Source organism: Alphaproteobacteria bacterium, assembly GCA_030739735.1.
GTDB lineage: Bacteria > Pseudomonadota > Alphaproteobacteria > UBA7887 > UBA7887 > UBA7887.
The window spans coordinates 161,385-183,640 of record JASLYQ010000001.1 but is presented as its reverse complement, the minus strand read 5'-3'; the positions used below and the strand labels follow the sequence as shown (position 1 = coordinate 183,640).

General features: G+C 62.6%; 20 protein-coding genes and 1 pseudogene. 12 read left to right on the top strand and 9 right to left on the bottom strand.

Going from position 1 to position 22,256, the window contains the following annotated elements:
• Position 1: 1 nt before the first annotated feature.
• From nthA to QF629_00910, 3 genes and pseudogenes are all read right to left on the bottom strand, one after another.
• A complete protein-coding gene (nthA, locus tag QF629_00920) occupies positions 2–625 on the bottom strand; it encodes a nitrile hydratase subunit alpha (protein MDP6012099.1) in 624 nt (207 codons plus the stop codon).
• Positions 622–1,208 (bottom strand): annotated as a pseudogene (locus QF629_00915) (nitrile hydratase subunit beta). The gene nthA and the pseudogene QF629_00915 overlap by 4 nt, the downstream one beginning before the upstream one ends.
• Positions 1,209–1,616: 408 nt before the next feature.
• Positions 1,617–2,513 carry a haloalkane dehalogenase gene (locus QF629_00910; GenBank protein ID MDP6012098.1) on the bottom strand — a complete coding sequence of 299 codons (897 nt, stop codon included), beginning with the start codon at positions 2,511–2,513 and terminating at the stop codon, positions 1,617–1,619.
• A gap of 85 nt (positions 2,514–2,598) precedes the next feature.
• Here QF629_00910 and QF629_00905 point away from each other — a divergent pair, with 85 nt between their 5' ends.
• On the top strand, positions 2,599–3,375 hold the full coding sequence (locus QF629_00905; protein MDP6012097.1) for a glucose 1-dehydrogenase: 777 nt from the start codon (positions 2,599–2,601) through the stop codon (positions 3,373–3,375).
• 6 nt (positions 3,376–3,381) lie between these two features.
• Positions 3,382–4,872: an AMP-binding protein gene (locus QF629_00900; protein ID MDP6012096.1), complete on the top strand. Its 1,491-nt coding sequence runs from the start codon at positions 3,382–3,384 to the stop codon at positions 4,870–4,872.
• Between the two features lie 46 nt (positions 4,873–4,918).
• On the opposite strand, the gene QF629_00895 is transcribed toward QF629_00900, so the two are convergent.
• Positions 4,919–5,383 (bottom strand): MaoC family dehydratase, encoded by a 465-nt coding sequence (locus tag QF629_00895; GenBank protein MDP6012095.1) that lies wholly within the window; start codon positions 5,381–5,383, stop codon positions 4,919–4,921.
• 74 nt (positions 5,384–5,457) lie between these two features.
• On the opposite strand from QF629_00895, the gene QF629_00890 reads away from it, so the two are divergent.
• The 5 genes from QF629_00890 (at position 5,458) to QF629_00870 (ending at position 11,995) form a co-directional block, all read left to right on the top strand.
• Positions 5,458–6,315: an NAD(P)-dependent oxidoreductase gene (locus QF629_00890; protein MDP6012094.1), complete on the top strand. Its 858-nt coding sequence runs from the start codon at positions 5,458–5,460 to the stop codon at positions 6,313–6,315.
• A 327-nt stretch (positions 6,316–6,642) separates the two neighbouring features.
• Positions 6,643–8,733 carry a 3-hydroxyacyl-CoA dehydrogenase NAD-binding domain-containing protein gene (locus QF629_00885; GenBank protein MDP6012093.1) on the top strand — a complete coding sequence of 697 codons (2,091 nt, stop codon included), beginning with the start codon at positions 6,643–6,645 and terminating at the stop codon, positions 8,731–8,733.
• Between the two features lie 30 nt (positions 8,734–8,763).
• Positions 8,764–9,948, top strand: a complete 1,185-nt coding sequence (locus tag QF629_00880) for an acetyl-CoA C-acyltransferase (GenBank protein ID MDP6012092.1) — start codon at positions 8,764–8,766, stop codon at positions 9,946–9,948.
• 64 nt (positions 9,949–10,012) lie between these two features.
• On the top strand, positions 10,013–10,642 hold the full coding sequence (locus QF629_00875) for a flavin reductase family protein (protein MDP6012091.1): 630 nt from the start codon (positions 10,013–10,015) through the stop codon (positions 10,640–10,642).
• A 213-nt stretch (positions 10,643–10,855) separates the two neighbouring features.
• Positions 10,856–11,995, top strand: a complete 1,140-nt coding sequence (locus tag QF629_00870; protein ID MDP6012090.1) for an acyl-CoA dehydrogenase family protein — start codon at positions 10,856–10,858, stop codon at positions 11,993–11,995.
• 31 nt (positions 11,996–12,026) lie between these two features.
• Here the strand turns inward: QF629_00870 and QF629_00865 are convergent, their stop codons facing one another.
• From QF629_00865 to QF629_00845, 5 genes are all read right to left on the bottom strand, one after another.
• Positions 12,027–13,049: an NADP-dependent oxidoreductase gene (locus QF629_00865; protein MDP6012089.1), complete on the bottom strand. Its 1,023-nt coding sequence runs from the start codon at positions 13,047–13,049 to the stop codon at positions 12,027–12,029.
• Between the two features lie 363 nt (positions 13,050–13,412).
• Positions 13,413–14,243 (bottom strand): methyltransferase domain-containing protein, encoded by an 831-nt coding sequence (locus QF629_00860; protein MDP6012088.1) that lies wholly within the window; start codon positions 14,241–14,243, stop codon positions 13,413–13,415.
• A gap of 106 nt (positions 14,244–14,349) precedes the next feature.
• Entirely contained in the window at positions 14,350–15,954 is a 1,605-nt protein-coding gene (gene purH / locus QF629_00855; GenBank protein ID MDP6012087.1) for a bifunctional phosphoribosylaminoimidazolecarboxamide formyltransferase/IMP cyclohydrolase, read from the bottom strand.
• 36 nt (positions 15,955–15,990) lie between these two features.
• Complete coding sequence (locus tag QF629_00850) at positions 15,991–16,983, bottom strand: glycosyltransferase family 4 protein (protein ID MDP6012086.1); 993 nt, start codon at positions 16,981–16,983, stop codon at positions 15,991–15,993.
• Positions 16,980–18,458, bottom strand: a complete 1,479-nt coding sequence (locus tag QF629_00845) for a glycosyltransferase (protein ID MDP6012085.1) — start codon at positions 18,456–18,458, stop codon at positions 16,980–16,982. The genes QF629_00850 and QF629_00845 overlap by 4 nt, the downstream gene beginning before the upstream one ends.
• A gap of 102 nt (positions 18,459–18,560) precedes the next feature.
• Between QF629_00845 and QF629_00840 the strand changes: the two genes are divergently transcribed.
• The 5 genes from QF629_00840 to QF629_00820 all read left to right on the top strand — a co-directional run bounded on the left by QF629_00840 (position 18,561) and on the right by QF629_00820 (position 22,163).
• The gene (locus tag QF629_00840) at positions 18,561–19,346 is read left to right on the top strand and encodes a YdcF family protein (protein ID MDP6012084.1); all 786 of its coding nucleotides are present in this window, start codon (positions 18,561–18,563) and stop codon (positions 19,344–19,346) included.
• The gene (locus QF629_00835; protein ID MDP6012083.1) at positions 19,343–19,846 is read left to right on the top strand and encodes a transcriptional activator RfaH; all 504 of its coding nucleotides are present in this window, start codon (positions 19,343–19,345) and stop codon (positions 19,844–19,846) included. Before QF629_00840 ends, QF629_00835 begins: the two co-directional genes overlap by 4 nt.
• A gap of 119 nt (positions 19,847–19,965) precedes the next feature.
• On the top strand, positions 19,966–20,808 hold the full coding sequence (locus QF629_00830; protein MDP6012082.1) for a crotonase/enoyl-CoA hydratase family protein: 843 nt from the start codon (positions 19,966–19,968) through the stop codon (positions 20,806–20,808).
• A gap of 18 nt (positions 20,809–20,826) precedes the next feature.
• A complete protein-coding gene (locus QF629_00825; GenBank protein MDP6012081.1) occupies positions 20,827–21,591 on the top strand; it encodes an SDR family oxidoreductase in 765 nt (254 codons plus the stop codon).
• Positions 21,588–22,163, top strand: coding sequence for a PAS-domain containing protein (locus QF629_00820; protein ID MDP6012080.1), 576 nt, complete (start codon positions 21,588–21,590; stop codon positions 22,161–22,163). The genes QF629_00825 and QF629_00820 overlap by 4 nt, the downstream gene beginning before the upstream one ends.
• The last annotated feature ends 93 nt before the right edge of the window (positions 22,164–22,256 follow it).

Below are 22,256 nucleotides of genomic sequence, written 5' to 3'. Positions count from 1 at the left end.
CCTACTCTGCCGCTTGTGCGGTCTCCGGCGACAAAGGCAGACCAACGCCGATCATGCTGTCCCGGGTCACAAGCTTGGCAAGCGCGTCCTCACTCCAGCCCTCGGTGCCGTCGGGTCGGCGTGGCAGTACAATATAGCGCATATCGGCGGTGGAATCGTGCACCCGCAGCTCGACGTCATCCGCCACGCTGACGCCGAACTCGGCCAGCACCTTGCGCGGCTCACGCACCACCCGTCTGCGGTATTCCGGCGCCTTGTACCAGGTCGGCGGTAAGCCGAGAATCGAGCGCGGATAGCAGGAGCAAAGTGTGCAGACGAAAAGATTGTGCACCGCGTCCGTATTTTCGACTGTCACCAACAGGGTACCGTCGACGACGAGACCGATTTCCTCGGCCGCGGCGCTACCGTCAGCGAGCATGCGGGCGCGATACGCCTGGTCGGTCCAGGCACGGGCCACCATGCGAGCACCATCGGCCGGGCTACGTGCATCCATGCGCACGATCTGGCGGTCAATTCGATCCTCACTCAGCACGCCTTTCTCGACAAGCAGTTCGTGCACCGCGATCGCGAGGTGGCGGTAATGAGGATCGTGGACACCGTGACGGTGCCTGACTTCGTCGCTCATGACGTCCGCTCCAACCAATGCTCGTAGATCTCGACCTCGACGCAGTCGTGAGCCGGGCCCGCATAATCTGGCCAGAGATGGGATTGGGAGAACCGTACGCGATACAGTGTCTGCTTGGGCAGGCCGTCCTCACCATAGGCCAGGCCTTCGGGATTGCGGAATTCGCCGCAGATGCGCTCGATCTCACCGCTTTTGCCACGCACGTACCAGGGCGTGCGCAGATGCGGCTTGCGCGGGGTATCGGGCGGGTCGTGGAAGGCGACCTGTACGCGCTCGCTGACGGCAAAGCGACTCATGCTTCGCCCTCCCGCGCCGCCACTACAGCCACGCGCGCGTCGACCTCGTCCTGACCCAGCACGTCTTTTTCGACGAGAATAGCGGCGATGGAGGCAATCCAGCGCTCGTAATAGCTCAAAGACGCATAGGCATTTGGCGCCAGTGCCTCGATGCCGCGGCGCAGCTCGTCGACGCGCATGATCTTCTCTTCCTGGATGAGCAAGGAAAGCAGCGCGTCGATGCGCTTCTCCCAGACGTCGTAGTCGTCCTCGGTGATCTCGACTGGCCCGGCCGGCTCACCGCCCATATCATGATGACTACGCATAATCGCCCTCCCGTGGCACATTGTGGGCAGGGCCGCGGGCGCTTTGCAAGGGCGAGTACCATTTGCGATTCCGGCGATCACATTCGGCGTCTTCCGGCGCCCTCCCTCGTGGCAGCGCGAAGGTATTGCGTCTGATCGGTACCGCCGTTGACTGGCATCCCTCATCAAATCCGTCAAACGCGAATCCTCCGTTTCTCCGCGTGCCCCTTCATTTGCCGGACGAGGGGCTAGGTGCCAGTCAGTGAATTCTCTGTTCGCCGGAGTCTATCTCCTGGTCACCGAACGTGTGGCACCGGGAATTACGAAATAAGCTAGGTACAGATTTTTGTTTAATAGTCAAAGACTTGTATTGGCCGAAGATGAGAAAAACAGCCAGTCTCGTGCAACGCCTTAGCCGAGGTGCGCTACGAAGTCGCTCACCGCCTCGCCGATCTGATCAGGCGAGTCCTCCTGGATGAAATGCAGCCCAGGCACCGTGATCTCGGTCTGGTTGGGCCAGGCGCGACAGAACTCGCGTTGCTCGCCGACGAGGATGCTGCCGGGCTCGGCATTTATGAAAAGCTTGGGCAGGTCGCTTGCCGCCATCCACGCTGAATAGGCTTCGGCGATGGCCACCACGTCTGCCGGCTCGCCATTGATAGGGATCTGGCGCGGCCAAGTCAGCGTCGGGCGGCGCGACTCGCCGGGCTGCGTGTAGCGCTTGCGGTAGTGCGCCATCTCAGCATCCGTCAGCCCGCGCAATATTGCGCGCGGCAGCAGCACCTCCACGAATAGGTTCTTCTCCAGTACCATTTCCTCGCCTGCGGGCGAGCGCAGCGCCTGGAAGAACTCGCGTGCGCTGTCGGGCCAGTCGGCCCAGCGGACCGGGCGTACCAAGGCTTCCATGTAGGCGATGCCGGCGACTCGGTCCTGGTTGCGATAGGCCCAGTGGAAGCCCAGCGCTGAACCCCAGTCATGCACTACCAAGACTGTATCGCGCAGGTCCATGATTGCAAGCCAGGCATCGAGATAACGCGCGTGGGTGGCAAAGCTGTAGTCGTCGTTCGACGCGCCACCGGAATCGCCCATGCCGATCAAATCCGGTGCCAAGCACCGATTGCCCTCGGCCAGGTGCGGAATGATATTGCGCCAGAGATAGGACGAGGTCGGATTACCGTGTAGGAACACCAACGGGCGGCCGTCCGTCTTGCCGGTATCGACATAAGTGATCTCGGAATCGAGCACCGTCGCGCGCTGGCGCGGGTGTGTGTCTGCGGCTGATGGTGTTGTGGTCACGGCGTCCCTCATGTCGGCACATTTGGGCGTGAGGTGCCAATTGAGTCAAGCTATGCAGGCGCGTATCGTGGTCCCGGACGCAGCATAGGGGGTCGGCATGGCACGGTTGGATGGCAAGGTCGCATTGATCACGGGCGGGGCATCGGGCATCGGCAGGCGCAGTGCCGAGCGCATGGTAGAGGAGGGTGCGCGGGTAGTGATTACCGATATCCAGGCCGAAGCGGGCCATGCGGTGGCGGCGGAGATAGGCGGCGACATTCTGTTTCTCGAGCATAATGTCACCCACGAGGCCGGCTGGCAGGCGGTGGTTGAGGTGGCGCTAACCCGTCATGGCCGCCTCGATGTGCTGGTCAACAGCGCCGGCATCGCAGAGATGGGCAATGTCGAGGAGACCTCGTTCGAGGACTGGACACGCACCCAGGCGGTCAATTCAGACGGCGTTTTTCTCGGTTGTAAGTACGGTGTCGCGGCGATCAAGCAGACCTCGCGCGAGGACGGGGCGGGTGGTTCGATCGTCAACATCTCGTCTGTCTCGGGGCTGATCGGTGGCCACAACCTCGCCGCCTACAACGCCAGCAAGGGTGCGGTGCGGCTGCTGACCAAATCTGTCGCACTCTATTGCGCGCGCCAGGGCTACAACATCCGCTGCAACTCGGTGCATCCGACCTTTATCGACACGCCCATGGTCAAGGCCATGTACGAGGGCTCACCCGATCCCGCCAAGACCAAGGCCAAGCTCGAGCGCCAGATTCCTCTCGGCCATATGGGCGAGCCCGACGACATCGCCTGGGGTATCGTCTATTTGGCCTCTGATGAATCGAAGTTTATGACCGGCACCGAATTCGTGCTCGACGGCGGCATTACGGCCATGTAGCCGGCTATGAATCTAGCTGAGTGGTTATATCGCACCGCCCACACGCGCCCAGAGGCGCCAGCACTGTTTTGTGGCCAGAGGATGGTGGCGGATTATCAGGAATTTGCCCGTCGCGCTTCGGCGCTGGGGGGTGGGCTGGCGCGTGATTACGGCGTTGTCTCTGGTGACCGCGTAGGCGTCCTCATGAAGAACCGCATCGAGTATCTCGAAGTGCTTTACGGCATCTGGTGGCTGGGCGCGGCGGTGGTACCAATCAATGCCAAGCTGCATCCCCGCGAGGCGGAGTGGATTCTCGATAATGCGGGCTGCAAGGTTGTCTATTGCGACGCTACCACCGCGGCTGTGCTGAATACCGACGCCACCGTCCTTTCCGTAGACGAGTCGGCGCATGCTGTGATGCGGGAAGGCAAGGGACCACCACGGCCGTTATCACGCAAAGAGAATGATCTCGCCTGGCTGTTCTATACCTCCGGTACCACGGGCCGGCCAAAGGGCGTTATGCTGTCGCACGGCAATCTCGTCGTGCAGGCGCTGTGCTATGTCATGGACGTCGAGGCGATCGCGCCCAGCGACGCTATCCTCTATGCCGCGCCCATGTCGCATGGCGCCGGTGTCTACAATTTTCAGAACGTGCGCGCCGGCGCCCGCCACGTCGTGCCCGCGTCCGGCGGCTTTGACGCAGCCGAGGTTCTGGATCTAGCCCAAACCTTGCGCAACGTCTCGCTGTTTGCGGCCCCGACGATGGTGCGTCGCCTAGTGGATGCGGCCAAGGTGCGCGGCATGGACGGCGACGGCATCAAGTCCGTGATCTATGGCGGTGGGCCAATGTATCTCGCCGATATCGAGAAGGCTATCGCAGTCATGGGTCAGCGTTTTATCCAGATCTACGCCCAGGCTGAATCGCCCATGACCATCACGGCGCTGAGTCGCCGCTGGCACGAGTCGCGTGAGTACCTGTCATCGGTCGGCCTCGCGGAAAGCGCGGTCGAGCTGCGCATCACCGGCGAGGATGGCCAGGCGCTGGAGGCGGGCGAGGTGGGTGAGATCGAAGTCAAGGGGCCTGCGGTTATGCTCGGCTACTGGAACGATCTGGAAGCGACAGCCGAGGCCCTGCGCGACGGCTGGCTGCGCACGGGCGATGTCGGGGTGCTCGATGAAGATGGCTTTTTGACGTTGCGTGACCGCTCAAAGGACATGATCGTTTCGGGCGGCAGCAACATCTATCCGCGTGAGGTTGAGGAAGTGCTGCTGCGCCACGCCGATGTGCGCGAAGCTGCGGTGGTTGGGCGCCCTCATCCCGAATGGGGCGAAGAGGTAGTGGCCTTCGTGGTCATGCAAAAGGGGGTCGACATCGACCCCGTGGCGCTGGATGTGCTATGCTTGGAAAACATTGCTCGCTTCAAGCGCCCTAAGTCCTACCTTGCTATCGACGAGCTCCCTAAGAACAACTATGGTAAGGTGGTCAAGGTCGCTTTACGCGAGCGGTTACAGACTTAGGTATTCTTGTAACTCGATCCAAGGCACAACCTACATTCGCCGCGGCTTAAGTGGCGCTGTAGGCCACGCTGATTGTTTCCGCCACGCAGGCGGGGCGCTCAGCGCCTTCTATCTCAACCGTGACCTCGCCGAAGATCTTGAGGCCGTTATTGGGCATGTCCTCGGTGTTCTTGATGCGCAGGCGCCCGCGTACGCGCACGCCCGCTGGCACCGGCGCTGTGAAGCGAATCTTATTGGCGCCGTAGTTCAGCCCGTGGGTGACGTTGACGATCTTGTAGATCTCGTACATCATCATCGGCACCAGTGACAACGTGAGATAGCCGTGGGCGATAGTCTTGCCCCCCGGCAGCTCGGTCTTGGCACGCTTTGGGTCCACGTGGATCCATTGGAAGTCACCCGTTGCTTCGGCGAACTTATCGATACGTTCCTGGGTCACATCGACCCAGCTGCTGACGCCAAGCTCCTCGCCGACCAGGGCGCGCATGGCCTCGAAACTTTCGATCTCTCTCACGGGCTTCCTCCCTGCAATATGCGGCTGCTAAGCTGGCACGGTCTGAACCAAGCATGCAAGTGAGGAGCAAAACCATGCGCACCGCCTTTATTGGGCTCGGGCAGATGGGCGCGCGTATGGCGGCGCGGCTGGCGGACGCCGGTTATGCTCTGATCGGGTACGATGCCGCGGGCACGGCCGAGCGGCTGCCCGATGGCGGCACGGCCGCCGACTCGGTGGCGGAGGCGCTGGCCGGTGCTGGTGTGGCGCTGCTGTCACTGCCTGATGGCTCGGCGGTCGAGGCAGTGGCAAGCGAGATCGTGGAGAGTGGCTGGACGGGCTGTGTGTTCGACCATTCGACCATCGGCCCGGAAGCGGCAGTGCGCGTACACGGGCTGCTGGCCGAAGCCGGTATCACCTATCTCGATGCGCCGGTCTCGGGCGGCACCCGCGGAGCGGTGCGGGGCACCCTGGCGATGATGGTCTCGGGCGAGTCCGCAGAGTTTGAGCGCGCCACGCCGGCGCTCAAGACCATGGCCAAGAATCTCTTCTACATCGGCCCCGCGCCGGGCCAGGGCCAGACCATGAAGCTGCTCAACAATCTGCTCTCGGGCGTCGCTATGGTTGCCACCAGCGAGGTCGTGCTGTTCGGCGAGGCGCACGGGCTCAACCCAAAAGTGATCATCGACGTGCTCAACGTCTCCAGCGGCCAAAACACGGCCACGTCAGATAAATTTCCGACCCGCATATTGAACGGCCGCTACGATGCTGGCTTCACGGTTGATCTCCTGAGCAAGGACGTGGCGCTCTATCTGGCTGAAGCCGAGCGCATCGGCGCCCGCGAAAAGGTCGCGCGGCAAGTGGGCGAGACTCTCGCTGCCATGCACGACGCCATGCCGGGCGCCGACTTCACCCGTGTTTACTCATATTTGAAAAGGCTGGGTGCGGCGTAGAAAGTGTTACTTGAGATCAGTAGTTTGCCGCAACATTCGGCCCTAGGTCAGGCGGCAAGTCCCAACCGCGGGGCGAATATCCGGCGAGCACGGGGTCAGTTATACCCGCTTACCCTTCGTCCTCAGTCACGCCGGTTCCCTTCCCTACTGGCGCCTGAAGCAGTCGCATCAGATGGCGCGGCTTGCTCCTGCCTCGCGCAATGTAACCGCGTGGGCTGTGTCAATACGCTGAGCGCAGACCGGCCCTTCCGCATTAGCGATTGACGCGGGGTGCCCAGCGGGCTTTCTTGCCGGGGCTTTCCCATTCTTGCAAAGGACGCGGGCCTCATGGCGGATCTGGTCGATTTCTCGAAGCGCGGTGCGGTCGGCGTCATTACCGTCAACAACCCACCCGTGAATGCGCTTTCGGTGGGCGTGCCGAAGGGCATCTGTGAGGGCGTCGCGGCGGCCGAGGCGGACGCTGAGGTCAAGGCCATTGTCGTTGTTGGTGGTGGTCGCGCCTTTATCGCCGGCGCCGATATCTCCGAGTTCTTCAATCCGCCGGAAAACCCGACCCATTCGATCTTCGACGTGCTCGACGCACTGGAGGGTTCGGCCAAGCTCACCGTTGCCGGCATTCACGGCAATGCGCTCGGCGGCGGGCTCGAGGTTGCTTTGTCGTGCCATTATCGCTGCGGTCACGCCAAGGCCAATTACGGCCTGCCCGAGGTCAAGCTTGGCCTGCTGCCTGGCGCCGGTGGCACCCAGCGCCTGCCGCGTCTGATCGGGGTTGAGCGCGCACTGCCGATGATCGCTTCCGGAAGCTTTGTCAATGGCGACAAGGCGGCAGCCCTCGGCATCATCGATGCCGTGGCCAAGGGCAATATCACCGATGCCGCGGTGGCCTACGCCGAGGGCCTGCTGGCAGAGGGTAAGGGGCCGCGCAAGATACGCGATAACAGCGCCGCCGCGCCGTCCGACCCGGCATTCTTCGACAACTTCGCCAAGTCCATTGTGCGGCGCGAGCGTGGCAATCTTGCTCCCTTCAACATCATCGAATGCGTCAAGGCGGCGGTGAATCTTCCTTTCGACCAAGGCATGGCACGCGAGCGCAAGCTGTTCAACCAATGCCATCAATCCGAACAGGCACGCGGCATGATCCACATGTTCTTCTCCGAGCGAGCTGCCAATAAGATTCCCGACGTGCCCCGCGACACACCGATCGTGGACGTCAAGACGGCGGCCATCCTCGGCGCCGGCACCATGGGCGGCGGCATCGCCATGAACTTTCTCAATGCGGGCATCCCCGTGACCATGGTCGAAGCGAGTCAGGAGGCGCTAGACCGGGGTCTCGGCATCATTCGCAAGAACTACGAGAGCACGGCTACCAAGGGGCGCATCACGGCCGAAGACGTTGAGACTCGCATGGGTCTGCTTAAGCCCAGCCTAGACTACAACGATATCGCTGAGGCCGACATGGTGATTGAGGCGGTGTTCGAGGAGATGGGTCTAAAAAAGGAGATCTTCGCCAAGATCGACACCATCGCCAAGCCCGGCGCGGTGCTGGCGACCAACACCTCGACCCTAGACGTGAACGAGATCGCGGCCTCGACGAGCCGCCCCGAGAGCGTCATCGGGACGCACTTCTTTAGCCCCGCCAATGTCATGCGCTTGCTGGAGAACGTGCGCGGCGAAAAGAGCTCGGCGGAAGCCATCGCTACCGTCATGAAGGTCGGCAAGCAGATCGGCAAGGTGCCGGTGCTCGTCGGCGTCTGCGATGGCTTTGTCGGCAACCGCATGCTGCATCATTATGCGCGCCAAGCCTATCGCATGCTGATCGAGGGGGCCCTGCCGCAGGATGTGGACGGCGCGTTGTATGACTTTGGTCTCGCCATGGGGCCTTTTGCCATGGGCGACCTCGCCGGCCTCGATGTCGGCTGGCGTATCCGCAAGGGCAAGATGGTGGAGTTCGGCCTCAACCAGTCCGACTCACCCGTGGCCGATGCGCTTTGCGAGCAGGGTCGCTATGGCCAGAAAACCGGCGCCGGCTGGTATCGTTACGAAGCCGGCAGCCGGACGCCGATCCCCGCTCCCGAGGTTGAAAAGCTAATTGACGCTCAGTCCGAGGAGGAAGGCATCACCCGGCGCCAGATCGGCCGCGAGGAGATCCTCGAGCGCACCATGTATCAATTGGTCAATGAAGGCGCCAAGATTCTCGAAGAGGGCATCGCTATGCGTGCCAGCGACATCGACGTCATCTACTGCAACGGTTACGGATTTCCGCGCTATCGTGGTGGGCCGATGTTCTATGCCGACCGCACGGGCCTCGACAAGGTGTACGACTCAGTCAGCCGTTATCACGATGAGCATGGCGAGGCCTGGCGGCCGGCGCCGCTGCTTGAAAAGCTCGCCAAGGCGGGCAAGACCTTCAACGAATAGCCGATACGCTATCACAATGGGAGTGCAGTCATGCGTGAAGCCGTCATCGTCTCAACCGCACGTACGCCGATCGGCAAAGCCTATCGCGGTGCCTTCAACAACACCCACGGTGCCGAACTCGGCGGCCATGTGATTAAGCATGCGGTCGAGCGTGCCGGCGTCGATCCGGAGGAGGTTGAGGACGTGTTGCTCGGCTGTGCTATCCCGGAAGGTGCCACCGGTGGCAATATTGCCCGCCAGGCGGTGCTGCGTGCGGGCCTACCCGTGACCACTAGCGGTGCCACGGTCAATCGCTTTTGTTCATCGGGTCTGCAAACCATTGCCATGGCGGCGCAGCGAGTAATCGTTGACAACGTGCCGGTGATGGTTGCCGGTGGTCTCGATTCAATTAGCCTGGTGCAGAACGACCACCAGAACAGTTATCGCGGCCATGACGAATGGCTAGACGAGCACAAACCCGAGATCTACTACAGCATGATCCAGACCGCCGAGGTGGTGGCCGACCGCTATGGTATTAGCCGTGAGGTCCAGGACGAATACGGCTTGCAAAGCCAGATGCGCACAGCGGCGGCGCAGCAGGCTGGACGCTTTGATGATGAGATCGTGCCGCTACCGAGCGTCAAGATCGTTGCCGACAAGGAAACCGGCGAGACTAGCGAACAGGCGGTGACCTTGGAGCAGGACGAGGGCAACCGACCGAGCACGACATTGGAAGGCCTGGCGGGCCTGCAACCGGTGATCGGCGAGGGTGGCTTCATCACTGCCGGCAATGCCAGCCAGCTCTCGGATGGTGCTTCGGCTTGCGTGGTGATGGATGCCAAGCTCGCCGAGCAGCGCGGCCTTGAGCCGCTCGGCACTTTCCGCGGTTTCAGTGTCGCGGCGCTGGAGCCCGACGAGATGGGTATCGGGCCGGTCTATGCTGTACCCCGGCTTTTGGAGCGCAACGGCCTGACCATGGATGACATCGATCTCTGGGAACTCAACGAGGCTTTTGCGGTGCAGGTAATTTACAGCCGCGACAAGCTCGGCATCCCCAACGAAAATCTCAATATCGACGGTGGCGCCATCTCTATCGGGCACCCCTATGGCATGTCCGGCGCTCGGCTGACCGGCCACGCGCTTATCGAAGGTAAGCGCCGCGGCGCCAAGAACGTGGTTGTGACCATGTGCATCGGCGGCGGCATGGGCGCGGCCGGCCTGTTCGAGGTCAACTAAGCGCACAAATTCGGTCCCTCCCGCCGTCGCGGCGGGAGGGGCTTTTCTTTGTGGGAGGGAAGGCATGTTCTACAAGCCCGGCGAGCCGCATGGTATGCGGCATAATCCGTTTAACGCCCTTGTCGTCCCGCGACCGATCGGCTGGATTTCGTCGATGGACACCGACGGCAATGTCAACCTAGCGCCCTATTCGTTCTTCAATGCGCTCTCTTACACGCCGCCGCACGTGATGTTCGCGGCCTCTGGCCACCACGAGCAGGGCGGGCTCAAGGACACCGTGCATAATGTTGAAACGCAGGGTGAGTTTGTGGTCAACATGGTCACGCAAGAGCTTGTCGAGGCCATGAACGCCACCTCAGTGCCGGCGCCGCACGAGGTCGACGAATTTGCTTATGCTGGGCTACAGACCGAGGCGTCCAAGGTGGTCAGGCCGCCGCGCGTGGCCGGTAGCCCAGTGCATCTCGAATGCCGCTACGTGCAGACCACGCGCCTGCGCTCAATCGCACCGGCCGACAACAGCGTGGTATTTGGCGAGGTCATAGGCATTCATATTGACGACCGCGTGATCGAGAACGGGATAGTAGCCTGGAATAAGCTACGCCCCGTTGGCCGGCTTGGCTATCTCGACTATTCTCCCGTCGAAACTATCATCACCCACCCTCGCCCGAAATGGACGGAGGAGAAACGGGGGTAGGGTTCTTTCGCCTATCCCGCCGCGCGCGTCGATCGCGTCACACTGTACTGTGCTTCTAGTGTGGGCAAGCCATTGGAATCCAAAATTGAGTCAGACCTCTATGAGCATTCTATTGGCATACTAGTAATATGTAAGAATATTTTAGCTGTTAGACAGTGCCGTGCAGTCGCAACCGTCCTATAGTGACTTCCGCTCATCGGAGGGATGTCGGTCATGATACCAAGTCCGTACTACACCGCTGATCACGAGGTCTGGCGCGATAGCCTGCGCCGCTTTGTCGAGATGGAGGTTGATCCCAACGTCGAAGCCTGGGAGGATGCCGAGCGCCTGCCGCGCACGCTTTTCCGCAAGGCCGGTGAGATTGGGCTTATCGCGGCCTATCACCCGGTCAAGGCTGGGGGCGCGATGGCAGATCACTTCAGCATGATCATCGCTGCACAAGAGCTCGCGCGCGCTGGCGCCGGTGGCGTGTCGGCCAGCCTATGCAGCCATGCCATCGGCCTGCCGCCGGTCATCCGGGCGGCGACGGACGCGGTGAGGGCGCGTGTCGTGCCTGAGGTTCTGGCGGGCGAGAAGATCGCGGCGCTGGCAATCACCGAGTCGACGGGCGGGTCTGATGTCGCCAACCTACGGACCACGGCGCGGCGCGAGGGCAAGCAATATATCGTCAAGGGCAGTAAGACCTTCATTACCTCGGGACTTCAGGCCGACTACATCACCACGGCAGTGCGCACCGGCGGCGCGGGCATGCACGGCATCTCCCTATTGCTGATAGAGGCCGACATGCCGGGTTTTTCGCGCACACCGCTGAAGAAGATGGGCTGGCACGCCTCCGATACCGCGACACTTTATTTCGACGATGTGCGCGTGCCGGCGGAGAACCTCATCGGCGCGGAGAACCAGGGATTCAAGATCATCATGCAGAACTTCAACTTCGAGCGGCTGATGATGGCAGCTGGGTGCAACGGCTTCTCCCAGGTCTGCTTCGATGAGACGGTTGGCTATGCTCGGGAGCGCGAAACCTTCGGCAAGCGCCTCATCGATCACCAGGTGGTTCGTCATAAGCTGGTCGACATGGCGATGCGCATCAAGGCGACCCAGGCCTGGCTGGAAGCCCTCGCCTGGCGCATCGACCACGGAGAAGACCCGGTCGCCGAGATTTGCCTGCTCAAGAACCAGGCAACGCTGACTATGGAGTTCTGCGCTCGCGAGGCCGTGCAAACCTTCGGTGGCGCCGGCTATCTGAGGGGCCAGAAGGTCGAACGCATCTACCGCGAGGTGCGCGTGAATGCCATCGGCGGTGGCGCCGAAGAAATCATGCGCGACCTCGCGGCGCGGCAGATGGGTTTGTAGGCGGGGAGATCAGCAGGGCGGCAGGCCCGTCTCATAGCTCCGCCACCTTGACCACCAGCTTGCCGAAGTTATTGCCTTGCAGCAGCCCAATGAGGCCTTCGGGCGCCTTGTCCAGACCGTCCAGCACGTCTTCGCGATAGCGGATCCTGCCCTCGCGCACCCAACCACCCACGTCACGCAGAAAATCGTCCAGTTGGCTCGTATAGTCTCTGACGATGAAGCCGCGTAGGATCAGGCGCCGGGTGAGGATCAACATCATCGCTTTGGGCAACATGTTGGGGCCGGGCGACGGCGCGGTGTCGTTGTAGTGTGAGATCATGCCGCAAACCGGCATGCGCCCCCACATGTTCATGAGTGGGAACACTGCCTCCAGCACCGGCCCGCCGACATTCTCGAAATAGACGTCAATGCCGTCAGGGCAGGCGGCGCCGAGCTGATTTGCAAAATCGGGTGCGCGGTGGTCGATGCAGGCGTCGAAGCCAAGCTCGCCCGTGGTGAAGGTGCACTTCTCTGCACCTCCGGCGACGCCGACAGCACGACAGCCCTTGATCCTTGCGATTTGCCCGACCACGCTGCCGACCGCGCCCGAGGCGCCGGCCACGACTACGGTCTCGCCCGCCTTGGGTTGGCCTATGTTGAGCAGGCCCGTATATGCGGTCATGCCCGGCATGCCGAGCACGCCGAGCGAGGCGGAGAGCGGTCCTGCGTTGGGGTTGATCTTGCGCATGCCTGTGCCTGCGGACACTGCCCATTCCTGCCAGCCGGCACGGCCGACGATGATGTCGCCGACGGCATAGTCGCCATGGTTGGACGCCTCGACCACGCTTACCGTGCCGCCTTCTATGACACCGCCGATGGGTATCGGCTCCGCATAGGATTTCTGCGCGTTCATACGCCCGCGCATATAGGGGTCAAGCGAGAGCCAAAGGGTACGTATCAGCATCTCGCCGGTCCCGGGCTCGGGCCGCCGCGTTTCCTGCAGGTGAAAATCGCCGAGCTTGGGCGCTCCCACGGGGCGGGCTGCCAGAACCACTTGTCGATTGCCGTCGTTCATGCTCCCCTCTCCTTTTGCGGATGCGGATAGCATTATACCAAGCGGCGTTGTGTTCTTCGAGGGATTCACGCCTGAGTATGTCTCTGTCGTGGGCGGTTTCGTGCGCCTGTGCGAGGACTATCGCGCCGGGGCGACGATCTATCTTGAGCACGACCGGGCGAGCTGCGCCACCGGGGGGAAAGGTGTGCTGCCGGCTTTTCATGCTGTGGGGAGACGAAGGGCAAATTCGGCGTTTGGTTTGACCCTCTCGAGATCTGGCGGGCCTACACCTGGGGGCCGGTTGCGGGCGACGAGCTGGTGACCGGCCGCTTCCTGGCGGAGGAAGATGTCGAGGCCGTCAGCGAGCGCCCAGCGGTGTGCTTCCTATGCTAGCGGTTTGGTGGCGACAAAGCGCGCTCCGCCGAGCTTCTTGCCTTCGATGCGACTGATGAAGATTTCGTAACCGGTGATGTAGGCGCGGTGGCGCTCGGCGCCAAACTGGGCCACGGTATCCGCCTCCATGCTGCGATACATCTCTAGTCGGGCGCGCAGAATGCAGCGCCAATGGGCAGACACATCCTCTGCCTCGACCGGGTCGAACCCGGCGTCGGTGACGAAGCCGCGGTATTTTGCCAGAGGATGAACACCGCGAAAGGCTATGCCCTTGGCAAGGTCTTTCCGTTCCTCGTCCGACAGAGCGCCGAGCGCGATCCAGTTGGTGAAGGCAAGCCGCCCGCCCGGCCGCAGTACGCGGAAACACTCGCGGAACAGCGCCCGCGTGTCGGCGATATGGAGAAAGGCCTCCTGGCCGATCGCCCGGTCGAAGCTTTCCGCACCGAACGGCAAGCTTGTGGCATCACCGCGCACGAAGCGCACTCGCGCCTCGAGGCCCACAAGCGCGGTCAGCCGGGCAGCTGAGGGTGTGCGGTTGGGGTTGAGGTCGATGCCTGTGACCTGACAGTCCCACTCGTGCGCGATCAGGCGTGCCGGCCCGCCCATACCGCTGCAGATGTCGAGCACGTGATCGCTCACCTGAATGCCACAGACCAGGGCTAGACGGCGGGTGGCGTCGATGCCGCCGTAATGGTCCTGGTCGTGGTCGTAGAGGTCTTCGGGCACAAGGTTCTGCATCGCCTTGCCCTCGCGCGCCAGCGCCGTGCGGATCTGTACCTCGTTGATCGGGTGCTCGTCGTAATAAGAGATAACGCCGTTCATGGATTGCGTCCTATGCCGGCTTGCGGGCGCTGAACATTCGCAAGCTCTCGGGTCCGATATCCTCCTTGTGCTCCACAGCGGTGGCGAATCTTGCTCGTCATCGGCATCAATGTCGAAAATGGCGGTGGCCGGTAAACACCATGGCTAGATCGCGCTCGTCGGCGGCGGCGATCACCTCTTTATCGCGCATCGAGCCGCCGGGTTGGATCACCGCCGTTACGCCCGCGTCGGCCGCGGCGATCAATCCGTCGGCGAAGGGGAAGAAGGCATCGGAGGCAACCACAGAGCCTGCGGTGCGGCTGCCGGTCTCGCCAGCCGTGGTGGCGGCGTCCGCCGCCTTAGAGATGGCGATGCGCGCCGAATCGACGCGGCTCATCTGGCCGGCTCCGACCGCGACCGTGGCGCCGTCCTTGGCGTAGACAATGGCATTCGACTTAACGTGCTTGCAAACGGCAAAGGCGAAAAGCAGGTCGGCGATTTCTGCTGCGCTCGGCGCCCGCTTGGTGGCTACTTGCAGGTCGTCTGCCCCGGTACGCGCTGCATCCCGGTCCTGCACCAGCAGCCCGCCGGTGACCGAGCGTAGCGTGCGCCCCAGCGCCGTGGCATCAGGCATGCCGCCCGTCAGCAGCAACCGCAGATTCTTCTTGGTGGCGAAGACGGCGCACGCCCCCTCATCCGCGCCTGGTGCGATAACCACCTCCGTGAACACCTCTGTGATCGCACTGGCGGTCATCGTGTCGAGCGGCCGGTTGAGTGCGACGATGCCGCCGAAAGCGCTTACCGGATCGCAGGCAAGAGCCTTGCGGTAGGCTGCGAGCGCGCTTTCGCCGCTAGCCACGCCACAGGGGTTGGCATGCTTGATGATGGCGACAGACGGCGCTGAGAACTCCGCCACCAGTTCGAAGGCTGCATCGGTGTCATTGAGGTTGTTGTAGCTCAGCTCCTTGCCCTGCAGCTGCGCGGCATTGGCCACCCCCGGACGATCCTCGCCGGTAATGTAGAAGGCGGCCTTCTGGTGCGGGTTCTCGCCATAGCGCAGGCTCTGCCGGCGGGTCGCCCCGAGGGCTAAGCGTTCTGGTAGCGGATCGCCGATTTGCTCGCCGAACCAGGCCGAGATGGCGCCGTCATAGGCGCCGGTATGGGCGTAGGCGCGCGCTGCCAGACGGTGGCGAAGGGCGAGGCTCGTTTGCCCATCGTGGTGCGCCATCTCCTCGGTGACGGTGTCGTAATCCGCCGGGTCGGTGAGCACGGCAACGAATGCGTGGTTCTTCGCCGCCGAGCGGATCATGGCAGGGCCGCCAATATCGATGTTCTCGATACAGGTCTCGAAGTCCGCACCTGCCGCCACCGTTTCGGCGAAGGGATAGAGGTTGATGGCGACCAGATCTATGGAGCCTATCCTGTGTTTCGCCATGGCTGTAACGTGGCTGTCGAGGTCGCGTCGGGCCAGGATGCCGCCGTGGATGATGGGGTGCAGGGTTTTGATGCGCCCGTCCATCATTTCCGGAAAGCCGGTATGATCGGAAACCTCGGTTACTTCCAGGCCGGCCTCGCGCAGCATGCGCGCGGAGCCGCCAGTGGATAGCAGGGCCACGCCCGCCTCTGCCAGGGTATGGGCAAAAGGCACGAGCCCCGTCTTATCGGAAACTGACAGCAGGGCGCGGGCAATGGGGCGGAGGCCCTCAGCTTCGGGGGCGGACTGATCGGACATGGTCTCTCCAGGATGGATCGCTTGGGACATGGGCACCTACCAGGTGGCACCGCGGCGAAGGTACCACAACAAAACCAGCACGATCACTAGCGATGCGGCAAGCGCTGCGATAGCGGCGCTGAGGCCGTGCAGGCTGGCCAACGCGCAGGCGAATAGCGCCAGATTAGCCACCGCCACACTGGCGCTAACGCGGCCGTGGCCGGCACCTTTCTGCACCGCCTGCTGATAGAAATGCTCGCGATGCGCATGCCATGGTTTTTCGCCACGCAAAGCGCGGCGTAGCAAGGTTAGTGTGGCATCTGTAAGGAAATAGGCGGGTAGAATCAAGGCTGCTGCCCAGGCACCATGGGCGGCCAGCGACAGGAGCAGCCAGGCGAGCAGAAAGCCGAGTGGCACGCTGCCGACATCGCCGAGGAAGATGCGCGCCGGCGGCCGGTTCCAGACCAAGAAGCCGAGCGCCGCACCGGCAACGACTGCGGCTAGCCAGGAGCTGCCGTCGAGCAGGCCGAGGGCGGCTGCGACTACCGCGGTTCCGCCTGCGATCGTCACAGTCTCGACACCAGCGATGGTGTCGATACCGTCCATGAAATTGAACAAATTGACGAACCAGAGCCAGGCCAGTGCGGCGCTGCCGATCGCCAGCCAAAGCGGCAAGGGTCCGGGGAAATGTGGACCGAGTGGCACGGTCGAGAGTGCAATGGAAACGGCCGCGATCTGGGCCGTAAAGCGCAGTAGCGGCGAGAGCCCGCGCAAATCGTCGGCCCAGGAGACCAGCGCCAAGCCGAAGCTCAGCCCGAGCAGCGGCCAAATCAGGCGCAAGGGCGTGATCTCGGCGAGGCCGAGAGCCAGCCAGCCGAACAAAATTACCGCCATCACGGCGATGCCACCGCCGCGCGGTATAGGGTGCGCGTGGCTCGAGCGCGCATTGGGGTGATCGAGGATCTCTTTGGCCGTGAGCAGCTTTCGCAGCGCCCCGGTCGTGGCCCAGGCCAGCGCGGCAGCAACGAGCCCCGCTAACAGGGCGCTCAAAGCGCTTTCAGTTTGCGCCAGGCGAAGATGACCATGCGCAGCAGCAGCCAGCCGTCAGCGAAGCGCGAGATCTGGGTCTCGCCATAGGTTCGCGCCTGATAGCGGATGGGAATCTCTACCAGCTTTAGGTTCAGGCGTGCGGCGCCAAAGAGGAGATCAAAATCACCGAACGGATCGAACTCGCCAAAATAGGCGCGCCCGGCGGCGATCTTGCGATAATGGGCTTTGGTCAACACCTTGGTGCCGCACAGGGTGTCGGTCAGGCGTTGGTTGAGCAGCCATGAGAAGAGCAGCGAGAAGGTGCGGTTAGCGATCAAGTTGAGCCGCCGCATGGCCTCTTTCTCGAGCGGATAGACGAGCCGCGTGCCGTTAACAAATTCGCCCTTGCCGGCGACCAGCGCGCGGTAAAACTTGGGTAGCGTCTCGGGTGGTACGGTAAGGTCAGCATCGAGGATCATTAGCACCTCACCCGCGGCCACGTCGAATCCCTTGCGCACGGCATCGCCCTTGCCCTTACCGTCCTGCTGCACAGCGCGGATGGTCCAGTCAGGATAAGTCTCGATGACACGCTGGATCTCCTCCCAGGTGCCGTCACTGGAGTGCCCTTCGACGTAGAGGATCTCCTGCTCCGGCGCGAAGTGTGGCATGCGCTTGATGGCGGCGGCAATATTGGCGCGCTCGTTACGGCAGGGGATGAGCACGGTCGCCGAGGGCAGCTCTGCAGGCATGGTGCGCTTGGGAAGCGGGCGGGCGACGATATAGTTTCGCAGTGAGAAGCGCCGCAGCACAGGCAGCGTGCCGAAAGTACGGTTGATCAGATAACCCAAACCGAGCCAGCGCTTGGGCAGCAATTGCCGCCATTCGCGCTTGATCACCTCGAAATCAGCAAGCTGCAACAGGGCGCTGATATCTTCGGTGCTGAGCCAATTCTGCGGTAATTGTTGTTGCTTTTCGCCAAGCTTTTCGGTCAGACGCAGTAGCGGCTGCCAAGCGCGCGAGTAATAGCAGAGAATCAGTCGTGTGTCGGGGGCACATAACGCGTGCAGGGCCTCAATGGTGATCTCAATGTCTTCGAGGTTGCCAATGGTGTCTGACAAGATAATGGCGTCGAACGGGCCTTCGAGGTCGGCGATGGCTGCAGTGCACTCGATGTCGCCGACATGATACTCGAACTGCGGGTTCTCTTTGCGCGCTACTTCGATCATGGCCGGGCTGAGGTCGAACCCGACGCCGCGCTCCGGCGCCAGCGCCGCCAAGCAATCACCAATACCGCAGCTGAGGTCGAGCACGTGCGAGCTTTCCGGCACGAGGAAGCGCAGATAGCGGTAGTGGTCGTCGTAGAAATACCGATTGCGGGCTATCCAACCGGTGCGCTCGCTGGCCACCGCCTCGGCCAGGGCGAGCGCCTTCCGCTTGCGCGCGCTAAGGCTCGCGCGTTTGCCGCTGGGCTCGGCATTTTCACTCGGCTGAGTCATACTTGGCAGTGTGTGGGCGAACCAGGGAGTGGTCAGGACCCTTGTACCATATGGGAGCGGGCCGCAGCTTGCAACGCGGCGCCGAGGGAGAAAAAGCTCGAAATGCGAGAGGTGACTGAGACCCTGCTCACCCTGCCTATGCCGATTCTGGCAATGCTGCTATTGGGCCTTGTTCTGTGGTTGCACCGCGGCTGGAGCCTGGTGCTGATTGGAGGTGCGACGCTCGCCTTTCTCGGCCTCAGCGTGCCACTAGTCGCGACTTGGCTCGAGACCCAGCTCGGCGAGGCGGCGCCGTCCTTTGATGTCGCAACGCCAGGCGATGCCGTGGCCATCGTGGTGCCGACGGCCGGTATTTTCGCCGATTCGCAAGGTGGCTGGTGGCCGTCGTCGGCCAGCATCCGCCGCGCAGTGGCCGGCCAGGCGCTGGCCGAGCGCACCAGCCTGCCCCTGGTGCTGATCGGCGGCAGCCCACTCGGCGAGGCGGAAACGGAGGCTGTCAGCGTCGCTCGCCAACTTGGCATGATCGGTTCCGACCGGCCTGATGACCCGACAGTTCTGCTCGAATCTGGCGCGCGCAATAGCGCCGAGACGGCAGCGGCAGCGCGTACCATCGCCGAGCGTCTCGGCGGCACGCACATCGTGCTCGTCACCTCGCCCGTTCATGTTGCGCGCATGGCGGCGAACCTGCGCCATGTGGGGCTCACGGTGAGTGCCCATGCGCCGGCCCCGCACGCATCACCTCGACAGCCACTCGGTGTGCTAGCGCCCTATCTGCCCAGTGCCGCAGGCCTGGCCGGTAGCCGTGCCGCCCTGCACGAATATCTTGGCATTCTTTGGTACCTGATCAACGGCCACATCGTCATGGCTGATTTGGAGCCTGGTTCATGAGCGCCGGAAAGCGCTGGTATGCCGTCCACACTAGGCTCCATGCGGAGGCGCGGGCGCTGGAGAACCTTAAGCGCCAGGGCTTCGAGGCCTGGCTGCCGCTCTACCGCAAGCAGCGTCGTCGTGCCCGACGTAGTGAACAGGTGCTGCGGCCTTTGTTTCCGCGCTATCTCTTTGTCGTCCTGGACCTCGATGGCGAGCAGTGGCGCCCCGTGCTCTCGACTTATGGCGTCGCCGATCTGGTAGGTAGCGGCGACGGCCCGTTGGCGCTAGCCGATGCGGTGATTGATGCGCTGCGCGCGCGCGCCGATGAGGATGGTCACTACACGCTTGCCCGTGGCCTGAAGTCGGGTGACAAGGTGCGCATCGAATCCGGGCCGATGCGCGCTCTCGAAGGCATTCTGGAGGTCGAGGGTGACACGGACCGCGTGGTTGTCATGCTGCATCTGCTCGGGCGCGAGGTGCGGGTGAAGCTGTCCTCCGACGAGATCGACCGTGCTTGAGGCGCCCGGACTCAAGCTCTCGCTGACGCTGCCTCAACTGCCTCGACTTCGTTGACTTCAATATCTGGCGCCGTGCGATATGATTAGCGCTGTCGTATGTCCCAAAAGGTCGAGCCAGCATGCCCTATGAGACCTTGACCCTTACGGTCAAAGATCACGTCGCGCATATCCGACTCAACCGGCCGGAGGCGCTCAACACCATGATTCTGCCGTTCTGGCGTGACATGGTTGCGGTGTTCGACGCCGTCGACAGCGATGCGGCGGTGCGCGCCGCTATCATCTCCTCGACCGGCCGCCACTTCACTGCCGGCCTCGAACTCAGTGTCATGGAATCCTTCGCTGACTGCGAAGGCGATGCCGGTCGGCGCGGCGAGCGGCTGCGGCGCAGCGTGCTCGACATGCAGAAGAGCTTTTCCGTGATCGACCGTTGCCGCATTCCGGTCATCGCTGCCGTACAGGGCGCCTGCATCGGCGGCGGCGTAGATCTCATCTCGGCCTGCGATATTCGGCTGTGCTCGGCGGATGCCTATTTCCGCATCCAGGAGATCAATATCGGGATGGCTGCGGATGTAGGCACTCTGCAGCGTCTGCCCCATCTGATGCCCGCCGGCTTGGTGCGCGAGTTGGCCTATACGGGCCGGCCACTGTCGGCCGAGGAGGCGCACGCGGTGGGCCTGGTGAATTCGGTTCACGACGATGCCGAGGTGCTACTCGCCGCGGCGATGGAGATGGGCGCAGATATCGCGGCCAAGTCGCCGTTGGCCATTACCGGGACCAAGCAAATGCTGAATTATGCCCGTGACCACAGCATCGATGACGGCCTAAACCACATCGCCACTTGGCAGGCGGCGATGATTCAGACTGAGGACGTGGCGCGGCAGATAAAAGCTAATGCGGCTAAGACGCAGGCCGAGTTCGACGATTTTCTCGAGACCAGAAAGCCGGCGACAAAGGGCACCTGAGAGAAAGGACAGGGACACATGAATCTTGGTCTGGCAGGAAAACGAGCATTGGTCACTGGAGGCACGCGTGGCATCGGACAGGCGATCGCGCGTGGGCTCGCTGGTGAGGGCTGCGACGTGGCTATCTGTGCTCGCAATGCGGACGCAGTGGCGGTGGAAGTGAAAGCCTTGGCGGGCATCAGTTCGGGCCAGGCTAGCGGTAGTGCCCTCGACGTGCGCGAGCGAGATGCTGTCGTGGGCTGGGCTGATGACAGTGCCACAGCTTTCGGTGGTATCGATATTCTCGTGGCCAATGTCAGCGGCTTCGGACTGACCCAGGATGAGGCCGGCTGGCGGCAGGCCTTCGAGGGCGATATTCTCGGCACGCTCAATGCCGTAGACGCCACGCGCGCGCATCTTGAGGCCGCAGGCGCGGGAGCTATCGTCGCCATCTCGAGTATCGCCGCGCTCGAGTTCTTCGGTGGCGCGCGCCCTTACAACGCCATTAAAGCGGCGCTGATCACCTATGTCTCGAATCTCGCCAATGAGTTGGCACCGAAAGGCGTGCGCGCCAACTCAGTCTCGCCTGGCACCATCTTCTTCGAGGGCGGGGTCTGGGACGACCGCCGCCTTAACCAGCCCGAGATTTATCAGGGTGCACTGGCACGTAATCCCATGGGCCGTATGGGCACGCCCGAGGAAGTCGCCGCCGCTGCGGTCTTCCTGGCGAGCCCGGCCGCCGCCTTCATTACCGGCAGCAATGTCATCGTTGATGGCGGGTTGACCCAGCGTGTACAGTTTTGAGCCAGCCGGCAATCGCTATTTGCGATGGCACGGCGGGCGACTTCGTCCGACTCTGGACCAGTCCGGCCTTTGGCGAGATGGGCGTTGACGTGACGCAGGAGATGCTAGCCGGGGCGATATCCGGCAATGTTGTGACATCGTTCGATGTCGAAGGCGCGCACGTTGAGGCTCTACCCTTGCCGGCGGGGATCGCTGCGGTCTGGCTGCTGCGCCTGTCGACCGAAGACGAGGCGCCACTCGACGAAGCCGTCGTGCACGACCTCGACACCGTCATCGTGATCTATACGGCTGACGACCTACTGCTCTGGTACAACAAGGCCTATGAGCGCGTGCTCGGACCCAATGCGCATCTGCTGAAGACGGGTACGCCTTTTGCCGAGATCATGGCTGCTGCCTACCGCGCCGGTCACGTTGCCACGGGCGGCGAGGACATCGATACTCTGATTGCCCGCCGCCTCGCCCGCCATCAGGCCTGCGAGACCTTCGAAGAAGCGCTGGCGGATGGGCGTCGTCTCAAGACCGAAGAGATTGCAACCGCCAGCGGTATTCTTGGCGTGCGCAACGAGATTTAATTAACTATGGGCAGCCCCTCGGAGATCTTCAGCCTCACTTTTACCGGGCTCTCACGGTTGCACTTGACGACCCAATTAACCGAATTGAATGCC

Coding starts and splice junctions, on each gene's coding strand:
- nthA (MDP6012099.1), bottom strand. CDS start 625: ATGAGCGACGAAGTCAGGCACCGTCACGGTGTCCACGATCCTCATTAC.
- QF629_00910 (MDP6012098.1), bottom strand. CDS start 2,513: ATGAGGGACGCCGTGACCACAACACCATCAGCCGCAGACACACACCCG.
- QF629_00905 (MDP6012097.1), top strand. CDS start 2,599: ATGGCACGGTTGGATGGCAAGGTCGCATTGATCACGGGCGGGGCATCG.
- QF629_00900 (MDP6012096.1), top strand. CDS start 3,382: ATGAATCTAGCTGAGTGGTTATATCGCACCGCCCACACGCGCCCAGAG.
- QF629_00890 (MDP6012094.1), top strand. CDS start 5,458: ATGCGCACCGCCTTTATTGGGCTCGGGCAGATGGGCGCGCGTATGGCG.
- QF629_00885 (MDP6012093.1), top strand. CDS start 6,643: ATGGCGGATCTGGTCGATTTCTCGAAGCGCGGTGCGGTCGGCGTCATT.
- QF629_00880 (MDP6012092.1), top strand. CDS start 8,764: ATGCGTGAAGCCGTCATCGTCTCAACCGCACGTACGCCGATCGGCAAA.
- QF629_00875 (MDP6012091.1), top strand. CDS start 10,013: ATGTTCTACAAGCCCGGCGAGCCGCATGGTATGCGGCATAATCCGTTT.
- QF629_00870 (MDP6012090.1), top strand. CDS start 10,856: ATGATACCAAGTCCGTACTACACCGCTGATCACGAGGTCTGGCGCGAT.
- QF629_00865 (MDP6012089.1), bottom strand. CDS start 13,049: ATGAACGACGGCAATCGACAAGTGGTTCTGGCAGCCCGCCCCGTGGGA.
- QF629_00860 (MDP6012088.1), bottom strand. CDS start 14,243: ATGAACGGCGTTATCTCTTATTACGACGAGCACCCGATCAACGAGGTA.
- purH (MDP6012087.1), bottom strand. CDS start 15,954: ATGTCCGATCAGTCCGCCCCCGAAGCTGAGGGCCTCCGCCCCATTGCC.
- QF629_00845 (MDP6012085.1), bottom strand. CDS start 18,458: ATGACTCAGCCGAGTGAAAATGCCGAGCCCAGCGGCAAACGCGCGAGC.
- QF629_00840 (MDP6012084.1), top strand. CDS start 18,561: ATGCGAGAGGTGACTGAGACCCTGCTCACCCTGCCTATGCCGATTCTG.
- QF629_00835 (MDP6012083.1), top strand. CDS start 19,343: ATGAGCGCCGGAAAGCGCTGGTATGCCGTCCACACTAGGCTCCATGCG.
- QF629_00830 (MDP6012082.1), top strand. CDS start 19,966: ATGCCCTATGAGACCTTGACCCTTACGGTCAAAGATCACGTCGCGCAT.
- QF629_00825 (MDP6012081.1), top strand. CDS start 20,827: ATGAATCTTGGTCTGGCAGGAAAACGAGCATTGGTCACTGGAGGCACG.